This window comes from Amycolatopsis sp. N2S4-7, assembly GCF_058119595.1.
In genome coordinates, this window is the sequence record NZ_CP172299.1 from 9,370,137 (window position 1) to 9,387,670 (window position 17,534).

Consider the following 17,534-nt stretch of genomic DNA (forward strand, 5'->3'; position numbering starts at 1 on the left):
CGGGGAGCGACCGTCGTCCGTTCCACGACCGGCGGCCGCTAGGGTTTGCCGCGTGTCGAGCCCCAAACCGCCCCGCCGCCCCGCCCCGCCACCCGGCCTGCTCATCGTCGACAAGCCCGCCGGCATGACGTCGCACGACGTCGTCGCCCGCGCCCGCCGGATCATGGGCACCCGCAAGGTCGGGCACGCCGGCACGCTCGACCCGATGGCGACCGGCGTGCTGGTGCTCGGCATCGAGCGCGCGACCAAGCTCCTCGGCCACCTGGCGCTCGACCGCAAGACCTACCTGGCGACCCTCAGCCTCGGCAGCAGCACCACGACCGACGACGCCGAGGGCGAAGTCCTCACCACGGCGGACACGAAGGCCGTGGACGACGACGACATCGCGAACGGCGTCGAGAAGCTCACCGGCGACATCCAGCAGGTGCCCAGCGCGGTCAGCGCCGTGAAGATCGACGGCAAGCGCGCCTACGCCCGGGTCCGCGCCGGCGAGGACGTCGTCATCCCGCCGCGCCCGGTCACCGTCTACCGCTTCGACGTCCTGGCCGTCCGCCACGAGGACGACCACGTCGAGGTCGACGCCGTCGTCGAGTGCTCGTCCGGCACCTACGTCCGCGCGCTCGCCCGCGACCTCGGCGCGGACCTCGGCGTCGGCGGCCACCTGAAGGCGCTGCGGCGCACCACGGTCGGCCCCTTCACGCTCGCCAAGGCGAGGACCCTCGACCAGCTCGAGGAGCAGCCCGAACTGAGCCTGGACCTCGACGCCGCCGTCGCCGCCGCCTTCCCGCGGCGCGACCTCGACGCGGCGACGGCGAAGGCCGTCCGCCACGGCCAGCGCGTCCCGGCGGCCGGGATCGAGGGCACCTACGGGGTCTTCGGGCCCGACGGCCGGGTGCTCGCCCTGGCGGCCGACGAGCAGGGCGTGTCCCGCGCAGTGGTCGTGTTGCTGCCCGCCTAGGGTGGGCTCGAGAAGACGGGAGTGTGACGTGCTGCGGTGGCGTGGACTGGGGGACCTCCCCGGCGGCTGGGGCCGGTGCGTGGTCACCATCGGCGTGTTCGACGGTGTGCACCGCGGGCACCAGGAGCTGATCAACCGGACCGTGGCGGCGGCGGCCGAGCGCGGGCTGCCGAGCGTCATGCTGACGTTCGACCCGCACCCGTCGGAGGTCCTGCGCCCGGGCAGCCACCCGGCGCAGCTGACCACGTTGCGGCGCAAGGCGGAAATCGTCGAGGGCCTCGGCATCGACGTCTTCTGCGTGCTGCCGTTCACCCTGGAGCTGTCCCGGCTGCAGCCGGAGGAGTTCGTGCACGAGGTGCTGGTCGACCGGCTGCACGCGGCCGCGGTGATCGTCGGCGACAACTTCACCTTCGGCGCCAAGGCGGCCGGTGACGTCGCGCTGCTGCGCACCCTCGGCCGCCGCTTCGGTTTCGCCGCGTACGGCGCCGAACTCCAGGGCAAGGAACTGTCCGAAGAGGACCAGTCCGCGATCACGTTCTCGAGCACGTACGTCCGGTCCTGCATCGACGCCGGTGACGTGGTCGCCGCCGCCGAGGCGCTGGGCCGCCCGCACCGCCTGGAGGGCATCGTCGTCCGCGGCGACGGCCGCGGCCACGAACTGGGCTACCCGACGGCGAACCTGTCGACACCGCGCTTCGCCGCCGTCCCGGCCGACGGCGTGTACAGCGCCTGGTTCACCCGCTCGGCGGACCCGGTGCGCCGGCTGCGCGCCGCGGTCTCGGTGGGCACCAACCCGACGTTCTCCGGGCGCGAGCGGACGGTCGAGGCGTTCGTCCTCGACGTCGACGAGGACTTCTACGGCCAGCACGTGGCGATCGACTTCGTGACGCGGCTGCGCGACCAGGTGCGGTTCGCCGATTCGGCCGGGCTGGTCGCGCAGATCGACGAAGACGTCGTCGAGACGCGCAAGGTGCTGCCGGACGCCGGCTGAGGTGGCCCCGACCGGGGGGCGAATCGGGGATTTCGCGTTCACGCACGTGAGGGTGATGGCAAGATGCTCACGGACGGTGCGCGCAAGCAGTCCGGGCGAGCGGGTTTAGGGGAGCGGAACTGGTGGAGGACCACAAGATCGTCCAGCGGAACATCGCGCTGCAGCGCGAATGGTACGGCGAGCCGCTAGGCGACCGGGTGCGCCGCCTCGTCGTCGCGTTCGACGTTTCGCAGGCGTTCCTGGCCGAAGTCCTCGGGATCAGCGCTCCCATGCTCAGCCAGGTGATGAGCGGGCGGCGGGCGAAGATCGGCAACCCGGTCGTGCTGGCCAGGATGATCATGCTCGAGCGCAAGATCCTGGTGCCCGAGGTCGCCGCCGGCAACCGCGACGCGATGCTGGCCGCGATGGAGGACGTCCGCGACTCCCGCCCCACCGTCGGCCGCGACAACATCCCGGTGGTCAACGAATACCAGAAGGTCCTCGCCTACCTGCGCGACGTCGCCGAGGACGAGGACCTCGGCGAGGCCGCCAAGCGGCTCGACGAAGACTTCCCGGCCATCGCCGACCTGCTCCGCCGGGCGGGCAACGGCGCCTGATGCCGGTCCTGTTCAGCGCACTTCTCCCGCCGGACGACGTCGTCGAAGCGGTCGCCGAGGCGCTCGGCGACCCGCGGGACGGCCTGCGCTGGGAGCCGCCGGAGCGCTGGCACGTCACCCTCGCCTACTACGGGCAGGACGACGTCGTGACCAGGAGCGCCTGGCTGGCGGACCGGCTGGCCGGCCGCGCCGCGGTCGACGTCCGGCTGGAAAAGGCCGCGACGTTCCCCGGGGTGCTGTGGTTGACTGTCGCCGGACCGGACCTGACGCCGCTCGCGCACGCCGCGGGTGCCGACGCCGGAGCGAGGCCGTACACGGCCCACCTGACGCTCGCGCGGTTCCCCCGGGAAGAACCGGGCCTCGCGCAGCGTTGGACCGGGAGACTGGCCGGCTTCACGAGCCGGCGCTGGCAGGCCACCCAGGTGGTGCTGATGACCAGCGAGCGCGAACCGGGCGGCACCCGCTACCGGGTGGCCCGCGCGTTCGAGTTGAACGGCGCCTGAAGGTGCTGTTCAGCGGGCTGGTAACCTCAATGATCGGGTCCGGCTGCAGTCCGTGGCGGCCGTGACCGTCTTCCCGGCGTTCATCCACGTCCGGGGCCGCACGGCACTGATTATTTCGAGGAGCAACACAAGTGGCGCTGTCCACCGAAGAGAAGAAGTCGATCCTGGCCGAGTACGGCGTGCACGACTCGGACACGGGATCCCCCGAGGCCCAGGTCGCGCTGCTGACCAAGCGGATCGTCGGCCTCACCGAGCACCTCAAGGCTCACAAGCACGACCACCACTCGCGTCGCGGGCTCCTGCTGCTGGTCGGCCGTCGCCGCCGGCTGCTGAACTACGTGATGAAGGTGGACATCGAGCGTTACCGTGCGCTGATCCAGCGCCTCGGCCTGCGCCGATAGCTGTTGTCCGAGGGGGAGCGACCGCCGGTCGCTCCCCCTCGGTCCAAGCAGAGAAAGAAACGGCGCGAGCGCGCACGAGGATCTCCTTCGCCGGTCCTCGGTAGTGGTTCCCGGGCAGCGATCCCGGGAGCTTCGATCGAAGACCGGCACTCCGTCCTCGAGCGTCCTCGGCGAAACGGGTCCCAGGGTGGGAGACTCGCGTCGTACGAAGGAACTAAAGAGGAGAAACACCCTATGACCGACTCCACCGGAGTCACCGTGCACGAGACCGAAGCCGTCATCGACAACGGCCGGTTCGGCACCCGCACCGTCCGCTTCGAGACGGGCCGCCTGGCCAAGCAGGCCGCCGGCGCCGTCGTGGCTTACCTCGACGAAGAGACCATGCTGCTCTCGGCGACCACGGCGTCGAAGCACCCGAAGGACCACTTCGACTTCTTCCCCCTGACGGTGGACGTCGAGGAGCGCATGTACGCGGCCGGCCGCATCCCCGGCGCGTTCTTCCGCCGCGAGGGCCGTCCCTCGACCGACGCGATCCTGACCTGCCGCCTGATCGACCGGCCGCTGCGCCCGTCGTTCACCGACGGTCTCCGCAACGAGATCCAGGTCGTCATCACCGTCCAGAGCCTCAACCCGGACGACCCGTACGACGTGCTGGCCATCAACGCCGCCTCGGCGTCGACCCAGATCGCCGGCCTGCCGTTCTCGGGCCCGGTCGGCGGCGTGCGCGTCGCGCTGGTCGAGGACCAGTGGGTCGCGTTCCCGACCTGGTCGCAGCTGGCGAAGGCGACCTTCAACATGGTCGTCGCCGGCCGGATCGTCGGTGACGACGTCGCGATCATGATGGTCGAGGCCGAGGGCACCGAGAACACGCTCGACCTGATCGCCGACGGCGGCAAGGCGCCGGACGAGGTCTCGGTCGCCGAGGGCCTCGAGGCGTCCAAGCCGTTCATCAAGGTGCTGTGCGAGGCCCAGCAGAAGCTGGCCGACGTGGCCGCCAAGCCGACCGGCGAGTTCCCGGTCTTCCTGGCCTACGAGCAGGACGCCTTCGACGCCGTCGCCGCGATCGCGACCGACGACCTGGCGAACGCGCTCCAGATCGCCGGCAAGCAGGACCGCGACGCCGCGACCGACGAGGTCAAGGCCGCCGTGCTGGAGAAGGTCGGCATCGGCGAAGGCGAAGCCTTCGAGGGCCGCGAGAAGGAGATCGGCGCCGCGTTCAAGGCGCTGTCCAAGAAGGTCATGCGCAAGCGCGTCCTCACGGACAAGATCCGCATGGACGGCCGTGGCCTCACCGACATCCGGTCGCTCTCGGCCGAGGTGGCCGTGATCCCGCGGGCGCACGGCTCGGCGCTGTTCGAGCGCGGGGAAACCCAGATCCTGGGCGTCACCACGCTGAACATGCTTCGCCTGGAGCAGCAGATCGACTCGCTGTCCCCGGAGACGCACAAGCGCTACATGCACCACTACAACTTCCCGCCCTTCTCCACCGGTGAGACCGGCCGCGTCGGTTCGCCGAAGCGCCGCGAGATCGGCCACGGCATGCTCGCCGAGCGCGCCCTGGTGCCGGTGCTGCCGAAGCGGGACGAGTTCCCGTACGCGATCCGCCAGGTCTCCGAGGCGCTGGGCTCCAACGGCTCGACGTCGATGGGCTCGGTCTGCGCGTCCACGATGGCGCTGTACAACGCCGGCGTGCCGCTGAAGGCGCCGGTCGCGGGCATCGCGATGGGCCTCATCTCCGACGAGGTCGACGGTGAGACCCGCTACGTCGCGCTGACCGACATCCTCGGGGCCGAGGACGCCATGGGCGACATGGACTTCAAGGTCGCCGGCACCAAGGACATCATCACCGCGCTCCAGCTGGACACGAAGCTCGACGGCATCCCCTCCGAGGTGCTCGCCGCCGCGCTGAAGCAGGCGAAGGACGCTCGCCTCACGATCCTGGAGGTCATCGCCGAGGCGATCGACAGCCCGGACGAGATGAGCCCGTACTCGCCGCGCGTCACCAGCGTGAAGATCCCGGTGGACAAGATCGGCGAGGTCATCGGCCCGAAGGGCAAGATGATCAACTCGATCACCGAGCAGACCGGCGCCGACATCTCCATCGAGGACGACGGCACGATCTACGTGGGCGCGGCCGACGGCCCGTCGGCGGAGGCGGCGATCGACCTGATCAACGCCATCGCCAACCCGCAGCTGCCCAAGGTCGGCGAGCGCTTCCTCGGCACCGTGGTGAAGACGGCCGCGTTCGGCGCGTTCGTCTCGCTGCTGCCGGGCAAGGACGGCCTGGTGCACATCTCCAAGCTGGGCAACGGCAAGCGGATCAACAAGGTCGAGGACGTCGTCAACGTGGGCGACAAGCTCCGCGTCGAGATCGCCGACATCGACAACCGCGGCAAGATCAGCCTGATCGTGGTCAAGGACGAGGACGCCGCGAAGCCTGAAGGCGACGCGTCGAAGTCCGGCACCGAGAACGCCGACGCCGAGAAGGCCGACGCGCAGTAAGTCCCGGCTCGTCCGGCAAGACAGTTCCGTCGAAGGCCTCCTCGCCGCTTCCCGGTGAGGAGGCCTTCACGGCATCGTGAGTAAGGAACCCATGGCACGGCAGGTTTCCGGGCACGAGCAGCCCGTCGGCACCACCCGCACGCTGGAGTCCACTCCGGACGGTGCGGTCGTCAAGCGCAGCGTCCTCCCCGGCGGCCTGCGGGTGATCACCGAGCACGTCCCGGCGTCCCGCTCGGCCACGGTCGGGCTGTGGGTCGGCATCGGCTCCCGCGACGAGCCGGTCGCCGTCGCCGGCGCCGCGCACTACCTCGAGCACCTGCTGTTCAAGGGCACGAAGAACCGCGACGCCACGCAGATCGCCGAGGAGATCGACGCCGTCGGCGGCGAGTTCAACGCCTTCACGGCGAAGGAGCACACCTGCTACTACGCGCAGGTCCTCGACGCCGACCTGCCGCTCGCCGTGGACCTGGTCACCGACGTCGTGTTCGAGGCGCTCTGCACCGACCGCGACATGGACATGGAACGCAGCGTCGTCCTCGAAGAGATTTCGATGCGCGACGACGACCCCGAAGACCTGCTGCACGAGACGTTCGTCAGCGCGATCCTCGGCGACCACCCGCTCGGCCGCCCGGTGCTCGGCACCGAGAAGTCGATCGTGGAAATGTCACCGGCCGCGCTGCGGAACTTCTACAAGCGCCGGTACACGCTGCCGCGCATGGTGCTGGCCGTGGCCGGGAACGTCGACCACAACCAGGTGCTCCGCCTGGTGCGCAAGGCCCTCCGCGGCCGGCTGGACGGCACGGCGACGCCGGTCGGGCCGCGCGAAGGCCGCGCCCGGATCAAGACCGTCCCGAAGCTGGCCCTGCACACCGACGACACCGAGCAGGCGCACGTCATGCTCGGCCTGCGGTCGCTGTCGCGCCACGACGACCGCCGCTTCGCGCTGTCGGTGCTCAACGCGGCCCTCGGCGGCGGCATGTCGTCGCGGCTGTTCCAGGAGATCCGCGAGCAGCGCGGGCTGGCCTACCAGGTGTATTCGTCCGTCGCGAGCTACGCCGACACCGGCCACATGGCCGTGTACGCGGGCTGCCAGCCGGAGAAGCTCGGCGACGTCGCCGGCGTCATCCGCGAGGTGCTCGACAAGGTCGGCGTCGACGGCCTGACCGAAGCCGAGGTGGCCCGCGCGAAGGGCCAGCTGCGCGGCGGGCTCGTGCTGGGCCTGGAGGACACGTCGTCGCGGATGTCGCGGATCGGCAAGAACGAGCTCAACTACGGCCACTACCTGGGCGTCGACGACACGATCGCGCGCATCGACGCCGTCACCACCGAGGACGTGTGTGCGCTCGCTCGCACTTTGTTCGCGCGCCCGGGCGGGGTCTCGGCGGCGGCGGTCGTGGGGCCGTACGCTCACGCCGACGACCTGCCTGACGACCTGCACGAGGTGATCGCTTCATGACCATCAACGTCGGTGTGCTCGGCGCCCGGGGCCGGATGGGTGCGACGGTGGTGAACGCCGTCGAAGGTGCTTCGGACATGAAGCTCGTCGCCGCCCTGGACGCGGGCGACGACTTCGCGGCGCTGGCCGAGGCTCAGGTCGTCGTCGACTTCACCCACCCCGACGCCGTCATGGACAACCTGAAGTACCTGGTGGAGCACGACATCCACGCGGTCGTGGGCACCACGGGCTTCAGCGAAGAGCGTCTTTCGGAACTGCGGGCGTTGCTGGAGCCAAAGCCGTCGCTGGGCGTGCTGATCGCGCCGAACTTCGCCCTCGGCGCGGTTCTCGCGATGCGCTTCGCGGCCCAGGCGGCGAAGTTCTACGCGTCGGCGGAGATCATCGAGCTGCACCACAACCGCAAGGCCGACGCGCCTTCGGGCACCGCCGCGCACACCGCCCGGATGATCGCCGCGGCGCGTGCGGAGGCGGGCGTGACGCCGGGGCCGGACGCGACGACGTCGGAGCTCGACGGCGCCCGCGGCGCCTCGGTCGAGGAGGTCCGCGTCCACTCGGTCCGGCTGCCCGGCCTGGTCGCGCACGAGGAGATCCTGTTCGGCGGCGAGGGGGAGACCCTGACGATCCGGCACGACTCCCTCGACCGGACGTCGTTCATGCCGGGCGTCCTGCTCGGCGTGCGCACGGTGGTGGCGAAGCCCGGCCTGACGGTCGGCCTGGAAAACGTCCTCGACCTGTGAAGGCCCGCAATGTGGCGCTGCTGCTGACCGCGGCGCTGGTGGTGTACCTGGTCCTGCTGGCGGACCGGGCGTTCGCGCTGTTCGCGTCCGGCACCGGCGCGGGCATCGCCCTCGGGGCCGGCGTGCTGCTCCTGCCCATCCTGGGCATCTGGATCGTGGTGGTGACCTGGCGCAACGGCCTCCAGATCCAGCGGCTGTCCCGTCGCCTGGACGCCGAGGGCGCGCTCCCGGACGTCTCGGACCTGCCGCGCCGCCCCTCGGGCCGCGTCGACCGCACGGCGGCCGACGCGTGGTTCGAGGAGCGCCGCGCGGAGGTCGAGGCCGACCAGGAGAACTGGCGCGCCTGGTACAAGCTGGCCTACGCGTACGACATCGCCGGCGACCGCCGCCGGGCGCGCGAGACGATGAAGAAGGCCGTGGAGCTGGAAGCCGCCGACCGGGCGGTCTGACGCCCCGGTTCGTGACCGTCGCCGCCGGGGGTCCGGAAGCCCGTCAACCCGGGCAGCTCACCGTCTCAGTGGTGCATCCAGCCGGCGAACACCGCGGGTGAAGCCGCTATCAAACTGAAGCGGATCCACCTTCCCGCGAGCCCGGCCGTCAAGAACGTCGCGAGCCGCATCCGGACCAGGCCCGCCAGGACGCTCGTCGCCATGAACGGCGGCAACCCCACCAGGGAACTCACGCCGTAGGTGCCGGCCATCCAGTGCGGGTGCCGGTGGCAGCGCTCGCGCAGGGCGTCGACCCGGCCGCGCAGCTTCTTCGTCCGCAGCTGCCAGCGCACGCGCCTCGGCGTCATCGGGCGTTCGCGGTGCAGCCGGTCGTGCAACGGCTTCGGCAGCTTGATCGTCCCGCGCGCGGCGAGGTAGTACAGCGTCTTCCCGGCGATCTGCCCGACCGCCACCGCCGCCCCGAGCCACAGCCAGTGCAGCCCGGGCTGGCTCGCGCACAGCCCGAGGAGGAACACTTCGGCGTTGATCAGCGGCACGATGGCGGAGCCGAACGCGACGCCCAGCGTCAGCAGGATCCAGCTCATCGTGTCACCTCCGAAAATCACTCGCGTTCTTCACGTTATCAGTTCGAAATCTCCGCGCACGGGGGTTGGCCCCCGTCTTCGGCGGGTGGTCAGCACCAGAAGATCACCTGCTCGACGGCTTCCGGCCACCTCCCGCTGCCACGCTGGCGACGTGGCCGCCGAACAACCCCGTACGCCCGCTGACCGATTCGGCGCCCGGTGCGAGGCCGTCGTGGGCGTGCTGCCGCTGGGTCTGTCGCGGATCATCGCCCCGACGTTTCTCGGCTTCTGCCTCATCAACGGTCTGACGTTCGGGGTCGACCTGGCGTTGCTCACCGTTTTCCACGGCTGGCTCGGCTGGCCCGTGTGGCTGGCGATCACGCTGGCGTACGTCTGCGCGTTCGGGCTGAGCTTCGTGCTGAACCGGACGTTCAACTTCCATTCCCACGCGGCCGTCGGAATGCAGCTCGTCCTTTACATCGGTGCCATCGTTGTCAATTACGCGGCGTTCTTGCTGGGGGTGGGCGCGGGCCTGACGGCGCTGGGCGTCGAATACCACCTGTCGCGGCTGCTCGCGGGCGCCTGCGAAGGCGTCTTCATGTACGCCGTGATGCGGTGGGTGATCTTCCGGGACTCAGGCGAGCGCGAGGTCGAGCGCGCCGGTGAGGCGGACCTCGCGGACCATGCGCTCGCCGGTGTCGAGGGTGCGGACCGTGCCGTCGGGGTTCCAGCCGGCCCGCCGGTAGAAGCCGAGGGAGGCGTGGTCGCCCTGGGCGACCCAGGCGATGCCGCGGCCGGCCCCGTCGGCCCGCAGGCCCGCGGCCGCCGTCGCGAGTAGGCGCCCGGCGTGGCCGCGCCGCCCCCACCGCGGCTCGACGAGCAGGGTGGCGATCAGGCCGGTGGTGGCCGCGTCCTCGGGCAGGCTGCCGTCCGCGGCGGCGACCTCGCCTTCGGGCGCCCGGCCCGCGACGCAGAAGCCCACGGTGAACTCGCCTTCGGTGGCGACGTAGACGAGGCTGCCGGGGTAGTCGATGGTCTCGGTCCAGGTCCCGACGAGGTCGGTGGCGTCCAGTTCGGCCAGCGCCTGCTTGCCGAGGAGGTCCTCGTACGCGGCGTGCCAGGTTTCGCGCTGGATGCGGGCGATCTCCGCGGCGTCGGACAGGTCGGCGGGGCGGACGGCGGCGTCGCTCATGTCAGAGAACTTAGTGGTGCGCGTTTTTGTCGGTGGTGGGTGGCACCATGACTCGCACCATGCAAACGATCAGTGTCGCGACGGCCCGGAAGACCTTCCTGGCCGCGCAGGGCTTCGCCGACCCGCGTCCGTCCGTCGTGCCGTCCCGGCGGCACCTGAAACGCGTGCTTTCGCGCGTCCAGCTGCTGCAGCTGGACTCGGTGAACGTCGCGGTCCGGGCGCACTACATGCCGGTGTTCTCGCGGCTCGGCGCGTACGACCCCGCGCTGCTCGACGCGGCGGCGTGGTCGCATTCGGCGCGTCAGCCCCGGCTGCTGGTCGAAACGTGGGCGCACGAGGCCAGCCTGCTCCCGATCGAAGACTGGCCGCTGATCCGCTCGGGCGCGAAGCGCGACGGCTGGTGGCGGCACTACGGCCCGCTGATCGAGAAGTCGCCGGGTCTGGTCGACGAGATCCTTTCGGTGGTCAAGGAGCTGGGCCCGATCGGCGCCGGCGGCATCGAGCGCGAGGTGGCGGCGGACGCGCAGCGGCGGGGCCCCGGCTCGTGGTGGGAGCGGTCGGAGGTCAAGCGCGTCTGTGAGTACCTGTTCGGCGTCGGCCAGCTGACGACCGGCACGCGCCGGTCGTTCGAGCGGCTGTACGACCTGACGGAGCGAGTGGTCCCGCCGGAGATCCTGGCCCGCTCGGTCTCGGCGGAGGAAGGCGCGCGGGGGCTGATCGAACGCTCGGCGCGGGCCCTCGGCGTCGCGACGGAGACGGACCTGCGCGACTACTACCGCCTCGGCCCGGCCCCGGCCCGCCAGGCGGTGGCCGAGCTGGTGGAGTCCGGGATCCTGGAACCGGTGGCCGTGCACGGCTGGAAGGCCACGGCCTACCGCCACACGGCGGCGCGCACGCCGCGGGCGGTGCCGGGCCGGGCCCTGCTGTGCCCGTTCGACCCGCTGATCTGGGAACGCGCCCGCACCGAGCGGCTCTTCGGGTTCCACTACCGGATCGAAATCTACGTCCCGGAGCCGAAGAGGGTGTACGGCTACTACGTGTTCCCGTTCCTCCTGGACGGCTCTCTGGTGGCCCGGGTGGACCTGAAATCCGACCGCGCGGCGGGGGTGCTGCGGGTCCAGGGAGCGTTCGCGGAGGAGGGCGTCGACGTCGCCCGGGTGCTCCCCGAGCTGGCGGCGGAGCTGCGCCACATGGCGGAGTGGCTGGGGTTGTCGGGCGTGACGGTGGGCCCCCGCGGCGACCTGGCCCGGCCACTGGCGAAACTGGTGCGCTGACCGCGCCCAAGATCCTTTCCCCGCAGGGAAAATGGCCGTTCCGATGCGGCCGGGAAGCTGCCAAGATGGTGGGTCGCCGGGCGCTCGAGCGGGGGGTGGGATGGAGGGAGGACGGGCGAAGCTGGCGGACGCCCTGCGCGCCGTCACCGTGCCGCTGGTCGCGCCGTCCGGCGCCGAGGGCACGGGATTCTTCGTCGCCCCGGGTGTGGTCCTGACCTGCGCGCACGTCATCACCGACGCCTCCGGCGCCGCCGAGGTCGTGCGGTCGGAGGCGACCGAGCGGATCCCCGCCACCGAGTTCCGCGTCATCCCCGGCACCTACCACGTCAACGACCCCGGCGGCGCGGACCTCGTTCTGCTGCAGGCCGAGGCGGACGTCGCCGGCGCACACGTGGTGCTCCACCCGGCGGCCGAGCCCGGCGACCCGTTGTGGGCCTTCGGTTATCCGTCGGGCCGGTACCGCGCCGGTGACTCGGCGACGCTGAGCCTGGCCGGGCCGTCGCGGCGGACCGAGGGCGCCGAACTGCTGAAGACGGTCCAGGGGCCGGTCGGCCCGGGCTACAGCGGCGGCCCGGTGCTGAACTGGCGGACCGGCGCGGTCTGCGGGGTCGTGCGGTACCGGGACCGGGAACACGGGGACACCGCGCGGCTGGTGCCGGTGGGGTCGGTGTTCGCCGCCCACCCCGCCCTGGAACCGGTCCACCGGACGGCGTCACCGGGCAACCGCGGCTGGCTCGGGCTCCTCGACGACGACCAGCTGGGAGAACTGGGGATCCGGTACCCCGGCCCCCGGCTGCGGCGGTACCTCGAGGCCGCGAGCACCGCCGATGACCGGCATCCGCACGCCGAGCTCGCCGGGACCGAAGTGACTCCGCCGTTGTGGAAGGTGTACCTGCGCCAGCAGACCAGCCGCTACGGAAGCCCGGACGACGATCCGGCGCGCGTCGACGCCGACGGCCTGCTGCGGACCTACCCCGGGGTGCAGGTCCTCGGCGGCCCGGGCGCGGGGAAGTCGAGCCTGGTCCGGCACCTCACCGCGGAGATCGCGAAACAGTGGTTGCGCGGTGAAGGCGGCGAGTTCGTCCCCGTCCCGGTGCCCGCCGAAGCCCTGCGAGGCCACCGCGACCTCACCGAGAAGCTGGCCAAGGGCGTGCGCAGCTTCGACCTGGACCTCGACCGGCCGCTCCTGAAGGAGCTGTTCGCGGCCGATCCGGCGCCGGGGGCGCGCTGGCTCGTGCTCGCCGACGGGCTCGACGAGATCGTCGATCCCTACGACCGCCGTCTCGTCGCCGACCTGGTGCGCCGGCAGCGCGCGGGAGACCGGTTCGGTTTCCTCCTGACGACCAGGCCGACCAGCGTGGACTACCACACCAAGCTCGCGGAGAAGGGCCGTTACCCGACGTTCGTCATCGAGCCGTTCGCCCGCGAGCAGCTCGGCGAGTTCGCGAAGGCCTGGTTCGAGGCGCTGGAAGTGCCGGACGCCGAAGCCGAGTCGGCGCGCTTCGTGACGCGCGCCGACGAAGCCGGACTCCGTGACCTGGCCACCATTCCGCTGATCGCCACGATGATGTGCGTGCTGTACGCCCAGGAACCCGGGAGACGGCTGCCGTCGGATCGCGTCGGCCTGTACGGGCAGTTCGTCGACCTGTTGCACGAGAAGCGCCGGCCCACCGCGCGCAAACGCTTGCGGGAGTGGGCCGGCCGCAGCGGCGCGGCGGCCGAGCAGGCCGTCGACGAGCTCTTCGGCAAGGCGCGTCCCGTGCTGCGCGAATGGGCGTACGCGCACCACGAGACCGCGACCGCCGAATCACCGCTGGGACGGCCGGTGCCGACCCTCGTCGACGTCGCGTCGCGCCACGTGCCGAAGCCGGCGGACACGGTGTCGGACCAGGAATGGACGAAGCTCGTCCACGAGGTGTTCCTCGCCACCAGCCTGCTGATCAGCCGGCGCGGCGGCCCGGAGTTCCTGCACCAGACCATTCTCGAATACCTCGCGGCACGCCACCTGGTGGAACGCCACCCCCGGCCGCGGCGCCGGCACCTGCGGCCCCGGTTGCACGCCTGGAAGAACTGGGAGGTCGAGCTGTTCCTGGTCGGCCTCTGGGCGGCCGAGGGCAAGGACGTCACGCGGGTGCTCGGCCGCCTCCTGCGGCGGCGCCACTGGAAGCACAACCACGGGTTCGTGGTCGACGTGGTCCGCCAGGGTCTGCCGGTGCCGCCGAAGGTGCGCGAGCGGCTGCGCCGGGGGCTCGTCGAGCAGGTCACCCACCCGCAGACGCTCGACGACTGGCGGGAAGCGGTCACCGAACTCGCGCAGCTCGAACCGGCGGACGCCGCGGACCAGCTCGAAGCCGTTCTCCGGGAGGAAAAACAGCGCGTCGCGCGCTTCGAAGCCCTGCGGCTGCTGCTCGAACTGGACCGGAGCCGGGGGATCACGGCCGCGAACTACCTCGTCTTCACCGACGGGATGGTCGCCGGCGACCGGCTTCGCGCGGCCAAGATCGTCTTCGAGTTCGACCGGCCGCACGGAGTGCGGACCCTGGCCCGGCTGGCCGCCACGCCCGAGCTGCGCGCCCTCCGGTTCGAAGCCGCGCAGCTGGTCTCCGCCGAAGATCCCGGGCGCGCCCGGGAAATCCTGCGGCGCCTGGTCGAAGACCCCGGCTGCCCGGACAAGACCCGGCTGACCGCGGCCGAGACGCTGTGCGCGCACGACCCGGACCTGGTGGTGGCCACCTTGGCGTTGCTGAGCCGGGACGCCACCGTCGGGTTCGAAACCCGGTGCGCCGCGGCGGTTTCGGCGGGACGGCACCGGCGCGCGCTCGGCACCGACCTGCTGGCCGAACTGGCGGCGGACCCCCGGCACCCCGCGGCCGCCCGCCGCCGCGCCGCCCGGGCCCTGGGCGACGCCGACCTCCGGGCGGTCCCGATCCTGCGGGAGCTGGCCCTGGCGGCGCAGGAAGCTCCGGAGGACCGGTTCGACGCGGCGAGCGCTCTGGCCGAGGTCGATCCGGACGCGGGCCTCGAGGTGCTCGTCACGCTCGCCGGCGACCTCGGGCTCGACGCCTGGCAGGTCGACGCGGCGAAGGCCGCCGCGGAGCGCCCGGAGGCCCGCGACCGGGCGCTCGGCCTGCTGACCGAGCTGGTGGGGAACGAGCAGGTGGAATTCGCCATCCGCCGCTTCGCCGCCCAGACCCTGCACGAACTGGACCCGGTGCGCGGCGTCGGTGCGCTGACCGAGCTGGCCATGCGCCCGGGCCCGTCGGAAAACCGGATGGCCGCCCTCGCCGACCTCGCGGACGGCCGTGACGATGAGCGGGCGATCACGCTCCTGGAGACGATCGTGAAATCCGGCGACGAGTCGGTGCGGATGAGGGGCAAGGCGGCCGCGGAGCTGACGTCGGTCCAGCCGCGTCTCGGAGCCGACGCCTACGCCACCCTCGCCCGGGACGATCGGATCCCGGCGCACCGGCGCACCGACTTCGCGGTCCAGGTGGTCGCGCTCGACCCCGCGGAAGGGCTCGCGCTCCTGAGGCGGCTCGCGGCCGACCTGCCGGGGGACCAGGCCCTCGAGGTGATCGCGCGGATGGAGGACCTCGACCGCCCGGCGGCGGCCGCCGCGTACCAGCGCGTGGCCGCGACGTCGGGCGTGGGTTACCGGACCAAGCTGACCGCGGTGAACCGGGCCGCCCGGCTGACTTCGGCGCCACCGGCGACGTCACGCTCGGAGGCACCCGGTGCCGCGGACGACGTTTCCGGGCTCAGCAAGAAGCAGCAGCTGCGGATGCGGGTGGCGCAGGCGGGGGACCGGAAGCTCAAGCCGGACGAGCGTTTCGCCGCCGCGGCCGAGGCGGCGAAACTCCATCCCGGCCAGGGAAAAGACGTCCTGCAAGCTCTGGTCGACGACCGCAAGACCCCGAAGGCCGTCCGCACGAAGGCGGAGAAGGCGCTTCGGAAGCTTCGCTGATGATCAGTCGCCGCCGGGTTTCCACTCCATCGTCACCTTGAGGTTCGCCTTCGCGGTGCCCTTCACCAGGATCGCCGTCAGCTGACCGCTTTCCATCCCGACCTCGCACCCGAACTCGACGGTCACCTTGGCGGGCTTGACCTTCGTCAGCCCCGCCTGGACGGCGTCGGTCACGGTGTTCGCGACCTTGCTCAGGGTCTCGGTGAAGCCTTCGAACTTGAGCAGCCGCCCCGCGACCTCCTCGTCGCCGTCGCCGACGGGCGTCGCTTCGACGTAGAGCGTGCGGTCGTCGAGCTGAACGGGCAGGAAGTGCGTCCGCGGGGTCCCCCGGTAGTCGTCCACGCGGATCATCCTGGCGGGCAGGTGGGTGCGAAAGCCAGGCGTATCGCCGAGACGGCGGCATGGAACGGGCCGTTCCCGGCCCCCACCGGGAACGGCCCGTCACCCCCTTTTCCTCAGCCGGCCGCGCGCGTCACCACGGCGTTGCCGGAGCCCGTGCGGGCTCGCACCTTCAGCTTCACGCCGCCTTCCGGGGCGGTGTCGGAGACGTCCAGTTCGCTGGACACCTTGCCGCCGCTGGAGGTCAGGTCGACCTCCGCGGCCGTTCCGCCGCGGATGCCGATCCGGACCTCGCCGGAGCCGGTGATCAGGTCGAGCGAGCCCGACGCCGCGTCGGCCACCGACAGGTCGCCGCTGCCCGTGCGGGCCATCACCTCGCCCGAGACCGCGCCCAGCCAGACGTCGCCGGTGCCGGTCGCCAGCGTCGCGGAGCCGGCGATCGACGACGCCTCGACGTGGCCGCTGCCGCTGCGCAGCTGCAGCCCGCCCAGCGTCGGGCCGAGCTTGACACCGCCGCTGCCGGTGCGGATCGTCGCCGAGCCGTCGGCGCGGTCGAGCTTCACCTCGCCGGAGCCGGTCAGCAGGTCGACGCGCCCGGCCGAGCCGGTCACGGTGACGTCCGCCGCGCCCGCCCGGACGTCGACGTGCGAGCCCGCCGGGGCGTGCACCTTCACCGCCAGCGCGACGTTCCGCAGCTGCCAGGCCTTCGGCGCCTGGACGACCAGGCGGTTGCCGAGCTTCTCGATCCGGCTCTGCCGCACCGCTTCCGCGGGAGAAGCCGCCGGGTCGACGCCCAGCTGGTCGCCGAAGCGCTCGCCGACCCACGACAGCAGGCTGTTGACCCCCGCCACCCACGGCTGCTGCTCGCCCTCGTCGTGCCGCACCTCGACGCGCGCCCCGGAATCGCCTTCGAGGACGATCTCGACGCGGCCGATCGTCACGCTGACGTCCAGCTCCAGCGGCACGTCCGTCTCGAACTCGTCGATCCGCACCAGTTCGCCGTTCTGTTCTTCGTCGCTCATCTTCGATCCCCTCAGCCTTCGACCCAGCCGTGCAGGCGCGACCCGGGCCGGGTCGTCTTGCCCAGGTTCTTGTAGTCCGCGCCGCGCGGGCCGTGGCCCAGCGCGCCCTGGACGGCCTGGGAAACGAACGTGTTCAGCGAGACGCCCTGCGCCGCCGCCGCGCGCTCGGCCTGGCCCTTGATCTGCTCGACCAGCCGCAGCGTGATGCGCGTGATGTCACCGCCGTCGATCGGTGGTGGCGGAGTGGTGTCACGTGGTGTCTCGGGTGACGCCGCCTCCTCGGCGGCTCCGGTGACGACCACGCGGACGTCCCGGCCGTCCAGGCGCACGTCGACCACCTGGCCCGGCAACGCGGCCGTGACCTCGGCGGCGAGGTCGGCAAGGGCGTTCATCAGCGTGAGGCGGACGGCGGGCTCGAGGGCGGAGGACAGCAGCGCGGCCGCCCGCCGGGTCTGCTCGTCCCCGGCGGCAGCCGTGTTCGCGAGGTCCTCGCGAAGGTTGGCGATGTACGGCGTCAGGTCCATGACACCACTATGACGTCATCGGTGGTGTCAGTCAAGGACGGCGGTGATGTCACGGATCCCCCG

At 71.7% G+C, this 17,534-nt stretch carries 16 protein-coding genes and 1 pseudogene; 12 read left to right on the top strand and 5 right to left on the bottom strand.

The window, feature by feature from the left end; translation table 11 throughout:
* The first annotated feature begins 52 nt into the window (after nucleotides 1-52).
* The 9 genes from truB (at nucleotide 53) to ACH54P_RS44245 (ending at nucleotide 8,593) form a co-directional block, all read left to right on the top strand.
* Entirely contained in the window at nucleotides 53-958 is a 906-nt protein-coding gene (gene truB, locus ACH54P_RS44205) for a tRNA pseudouridine(55) synthase TruB (protein WP_489909255.1), read from the top strand.
* A 28-nt stretch (nucleotides 959-986) separates the two neighbouring features.
* A complete protein-coding gene (locus tag ACH54P_RS44210; RefSeq protein ID WP_489909256.1) occupies nucleotides 987-1,949 on the top strand; it encodes a bifunctional riboflavin kinase/FAD synthetase in 963 nt (320 codons plus the stop codon).
* 122 nt (nucleotides 1,950-2,071) lie between these two features.
* Nucleotides 2,072-2,545, top strand: a complete 474-nt coding sequence (locus ACH54P_RS44215) for an XRE family transcriptional regulator (protein WP_489909257.1) — start codon at nucleotides 2,072-2,074, stop codon at nucleotides 2,543-2,545.
* Nucleotides 2,545-3,048, top strand: a complete 504-nt coding sequence (locus ACH54P_RS44220; RefSeq protein ID WP_489909258.1) for a 2'-5' RNA ligase family protein — start codon at nucleotides 2,545-2,547, stop codon at nucleotides 3,046-3,048. Before ACH54P_RS44215 ends, ACH54P_RS44220 begins: the two co-directional genes overlap by 1 nt.
* 131 nt (nucleotides 3,049-3,179) lie before the next feature.
* Complete coding sequence (rpsO, locus tag ACH54P_RS44225; RefSeq protein ID WP_003084034.1) at nucleotides 3,180-3,449, top strand: 30S ribosomal protein S15; 270 nt, start codon at nucleotides 3,180-3,182, stop codon at nucleotides 3,447-3,449.
* Nucleotides 3,450-3,683: 234 nt separating this feature from the next.
* Complete coding sequence (locus ACH54P_RS44230; RefSeq protein WP_489909259.1) at nucleotides 3,684-5,951, top strand: polyribonucleotide nucleotidyltransferase; 2,268 nt, start codon at nucleotides 3,684-3,686, stop codon at nucleotides 5,949-5,951.
* 91 nt (nucleotides 5,952-6,042) lie between these two features.
* Complete coding sequence (locus ACH54P_RS44235) at nucleotides 6,043-7,407, top strand: M16 family metallopeptidase (protein WP_489909260.1); 1,365 nt, start codon at nucleotides 6,043-6,045, stop codon at nucleotides 7,405-7,407.
* Nucleotides 7,404-8,144, top strand: a complete 741-nt coding sequence (dapB, locus tag ACH54P_RS44240) for a 4-hydroxy-tetrahydrodipicolinate reductase (protein WP_489909261.1) — start codon at nucleotides 7,404-7,406, stop codon at nucleotides 8,142-8,144. Before ACH54P_RS44235 ends, dapB begins: the two co-directional genes overlap by 4 nt.
* On the top strand, nucleotides 8,141-8,593 hold the full coding sequence (locus tag ACH54P_RS44245) for a tetratricopeptide repeat protein (protein ID WP_489909262.1): 453 nt from the start codon (nucleotides 8,141-8,143) through the stop codon (nucleotides 8,591-8,593). Before dapB ends, ACH54P_RS44245 begins: the two co-directional genes overlap by 4 nt.
* A 65-nt stretch (nucleotides 8,594-8,658) precedes the next feature.
* On the opposite strand, the gene ACH54P_RS44250 is transcribed toward ACH54P_RS44245, so the two are convergent.
* On the bottom strand, nucleotides 8,659-9,177 hold the full coding sequence (locus ACH54P_RS44250; protein WP_489909263.1) for a hypothetical protein: 519 nt from the start codon (nucleotides 9,175-9,177) through the stop codon (nucleotides 8,659-8,661).
* On the opposite strand from ACH54P_RS44250, the pseudogene ACH54P_RS44255 reads away from it, so the two are divergent.
* Nucleotides 9,131-9,724 (top strand): annotated as a pseudogene (locus ACH54P_RS44255) (GtrA family protein); the annotation flags it as partial. The gene ACH54P_RS44250 and the pseudogene ACH54P_RS44255 sit on opposite strands and share 47 nt — an antisense overlap.
* A 66-nt stretch (nucleotides 9,725-9,790) precedes the next feature.
* Here ACH54P_RS44255 and ACH54P_RS44260 read toward each other — a convergent pair.
* Complete coding sequence (locus tag ACH54P_RS44260; RefSeq protein WP_489909264.1) at nucleotides 9,791-10,348, bottom strand: GNAT family N-acetyltransferase; 558 nt, start codon at nucleotides 10,346-10,348, stop codon at nucleotides 9,791-9,793.
* Nucleotides 10,349-10,407: 59 nt separating this feature from the next.
* On the opposite strand from ACH54P_RS44260, the gene ACH54P_RS44265 reads away from it, so the two are divergent.
* Together ACH54P_RS44265 and ACH54P_RS44270 are read left to right on the top strand one after the other, a co-directional pair.
* Nucleotides 10,408-11,622: a winged helix-turn-helix domain-containing protein gene (locus ACH54P_RS44265; protein ID WP_489909265.1), complete on the top strand. Its 1,215-nt coding sequence runs from the start codon at nucleotides 10,408-10,410 to the stop codon at nucleotides 11,620-11,622.
* 100 nt (nucleotides 11,623-11,722) lie between these two features.
* Entirely contained in the window at nucleotides 11,723-15,586 is a 3,864-nt protein-coding gene (locus tag ACH54P_RS44270) for a trypsin-like peptidase domain-containing protein (RefSeq protein WP_489909266.1), read from the top strand.
* Between the two features lie 3 nt (nucleotides 15,587-15,589).
* Here ACH54P_RS44270 and ACH54P_RS44275 read toward each other — a convergent pair whose 3' ends face one another.
* From ACH54P_RS44275 to ACH54P_RS44285, 3 genes are all read right to left on the bottom strand, one after another.
* Nucleotides 15,590-15,937 (bottom strand): CU044_2847 family protein, encoded by a 348-nt coding sequence (locus tag ACH54P_RS44275; protein WP_489909267.1) that lies wholly within the window; start codon nucleotides 15,935-15,937, stop codon nucleotides 15,590-15,592.
* A gap of 104 nt (nucleotides 15,938-16,041) precedes the next feature.
* Nucleotides 16,042-16,947, bottom strand: a complete 906-nt coding sequence (locus tag ACH54P_RS44280; RefSeq protein WP_489909268.1) for a DUF4097 family beta strand repeat-containing protein — start codon at nucleotides 16,945-16,947, stop codon at nucleotides 16,042-16,044.
* A gap of 11 nt (nucleotides 16,948-16,958) precedes the next feature.
* A complete protein-coding gene (locus ACH54P_RS44285) occupies nucleotides 16,959-17,471 on the bottom strand; it encodes a toxin-antitoxin system HicB family antitoxin (protein WP_489909269.1) in 513 nt (170 codons plus the stop codon).
* Nucleotides 17,472-17,534: the final 63 nt, after the last annotated feature.

Bases quoted from the DNA above. Each gene is read 5' to 3' on its own strand.
- ACH54P_RS44235 (WP_489909260.1), top strand. From the start codon at position 6,043: ATGGCACGGCAGGTTTCCGGGCACGAGCAGCCCGTCGGCACCACCCGC.
- ACH54P_RS44270 (WP_489909266.1), top strand. From the start codon at position 11,723: ATGGAGGGAGGACGGGCGAAGCTGGCGGACGCCCTGCGCGCCGTCACC.
- ACH54P_RS44260 (WP_489909264.1), bottom strand. From the start codon at position 10,348: ATGAGCGACGCCGCCGTCCGCCCCGCCGACCTGTCCGACGCCGCGGAG.
- ACH54P_RS44275 (WP_489909267.1), bottom strand. From the start codon at position 15,937: ATGATCCGCGTGGACGACTACCGGGGGACCCCGCGGACGCACTTCCTG.
- ACH54P_RS44285 (WP_489909269.1), bottom strand. From the start codon at position 17,471: ATGGACCTGACGCCGTACATCGCCAACCTTCGCGAGGACCTCGCGAAC.
- ACH54P_RS44265 (WP_489909265.1), top strand. From the start codon at position 10,408: ATGCAAACGATCAGTGTCGCGACGGCCCGGAAGACCTTCCTGGCCGCG.
- dapB (WP_489909261.1), top strand. From the start codon at position 7,404: ATGACCATCAACGTCGGTGTGCTCGGCGCCCGGGGCCGGATGGGTGCG.
- ACH54P_RS44280 (WP_489909268.1), bottom strand. From the start codon at position 16,947: ATGAGCGACGAAGAACAGAACGGCGAACTGGTGCGGATCGACGAGTTC.
- ACH54P_RS44230 (WP_489909259.1), top strand. From the start codon at position 3,684: ATGACCGACTCCACCGGAGTCACCGTGCACGAGACCGAAGCCGTCATC.
- ACH54P_RS44220 (WP_489909258.1), top strand. From the start codon at position 2,545: ATGCCGGTCCTGTTCAGCGCACTTCTCCCGCCGGACGACGTCGTCGAA.
- ACH54P_RS44250 (WP_489909263.1), bottom strand. From the start codon at position 9,177: ATGAGCTGGATCCTGCTGACGCTGGGCGTCGCGTTCGGCTCCGCCATC.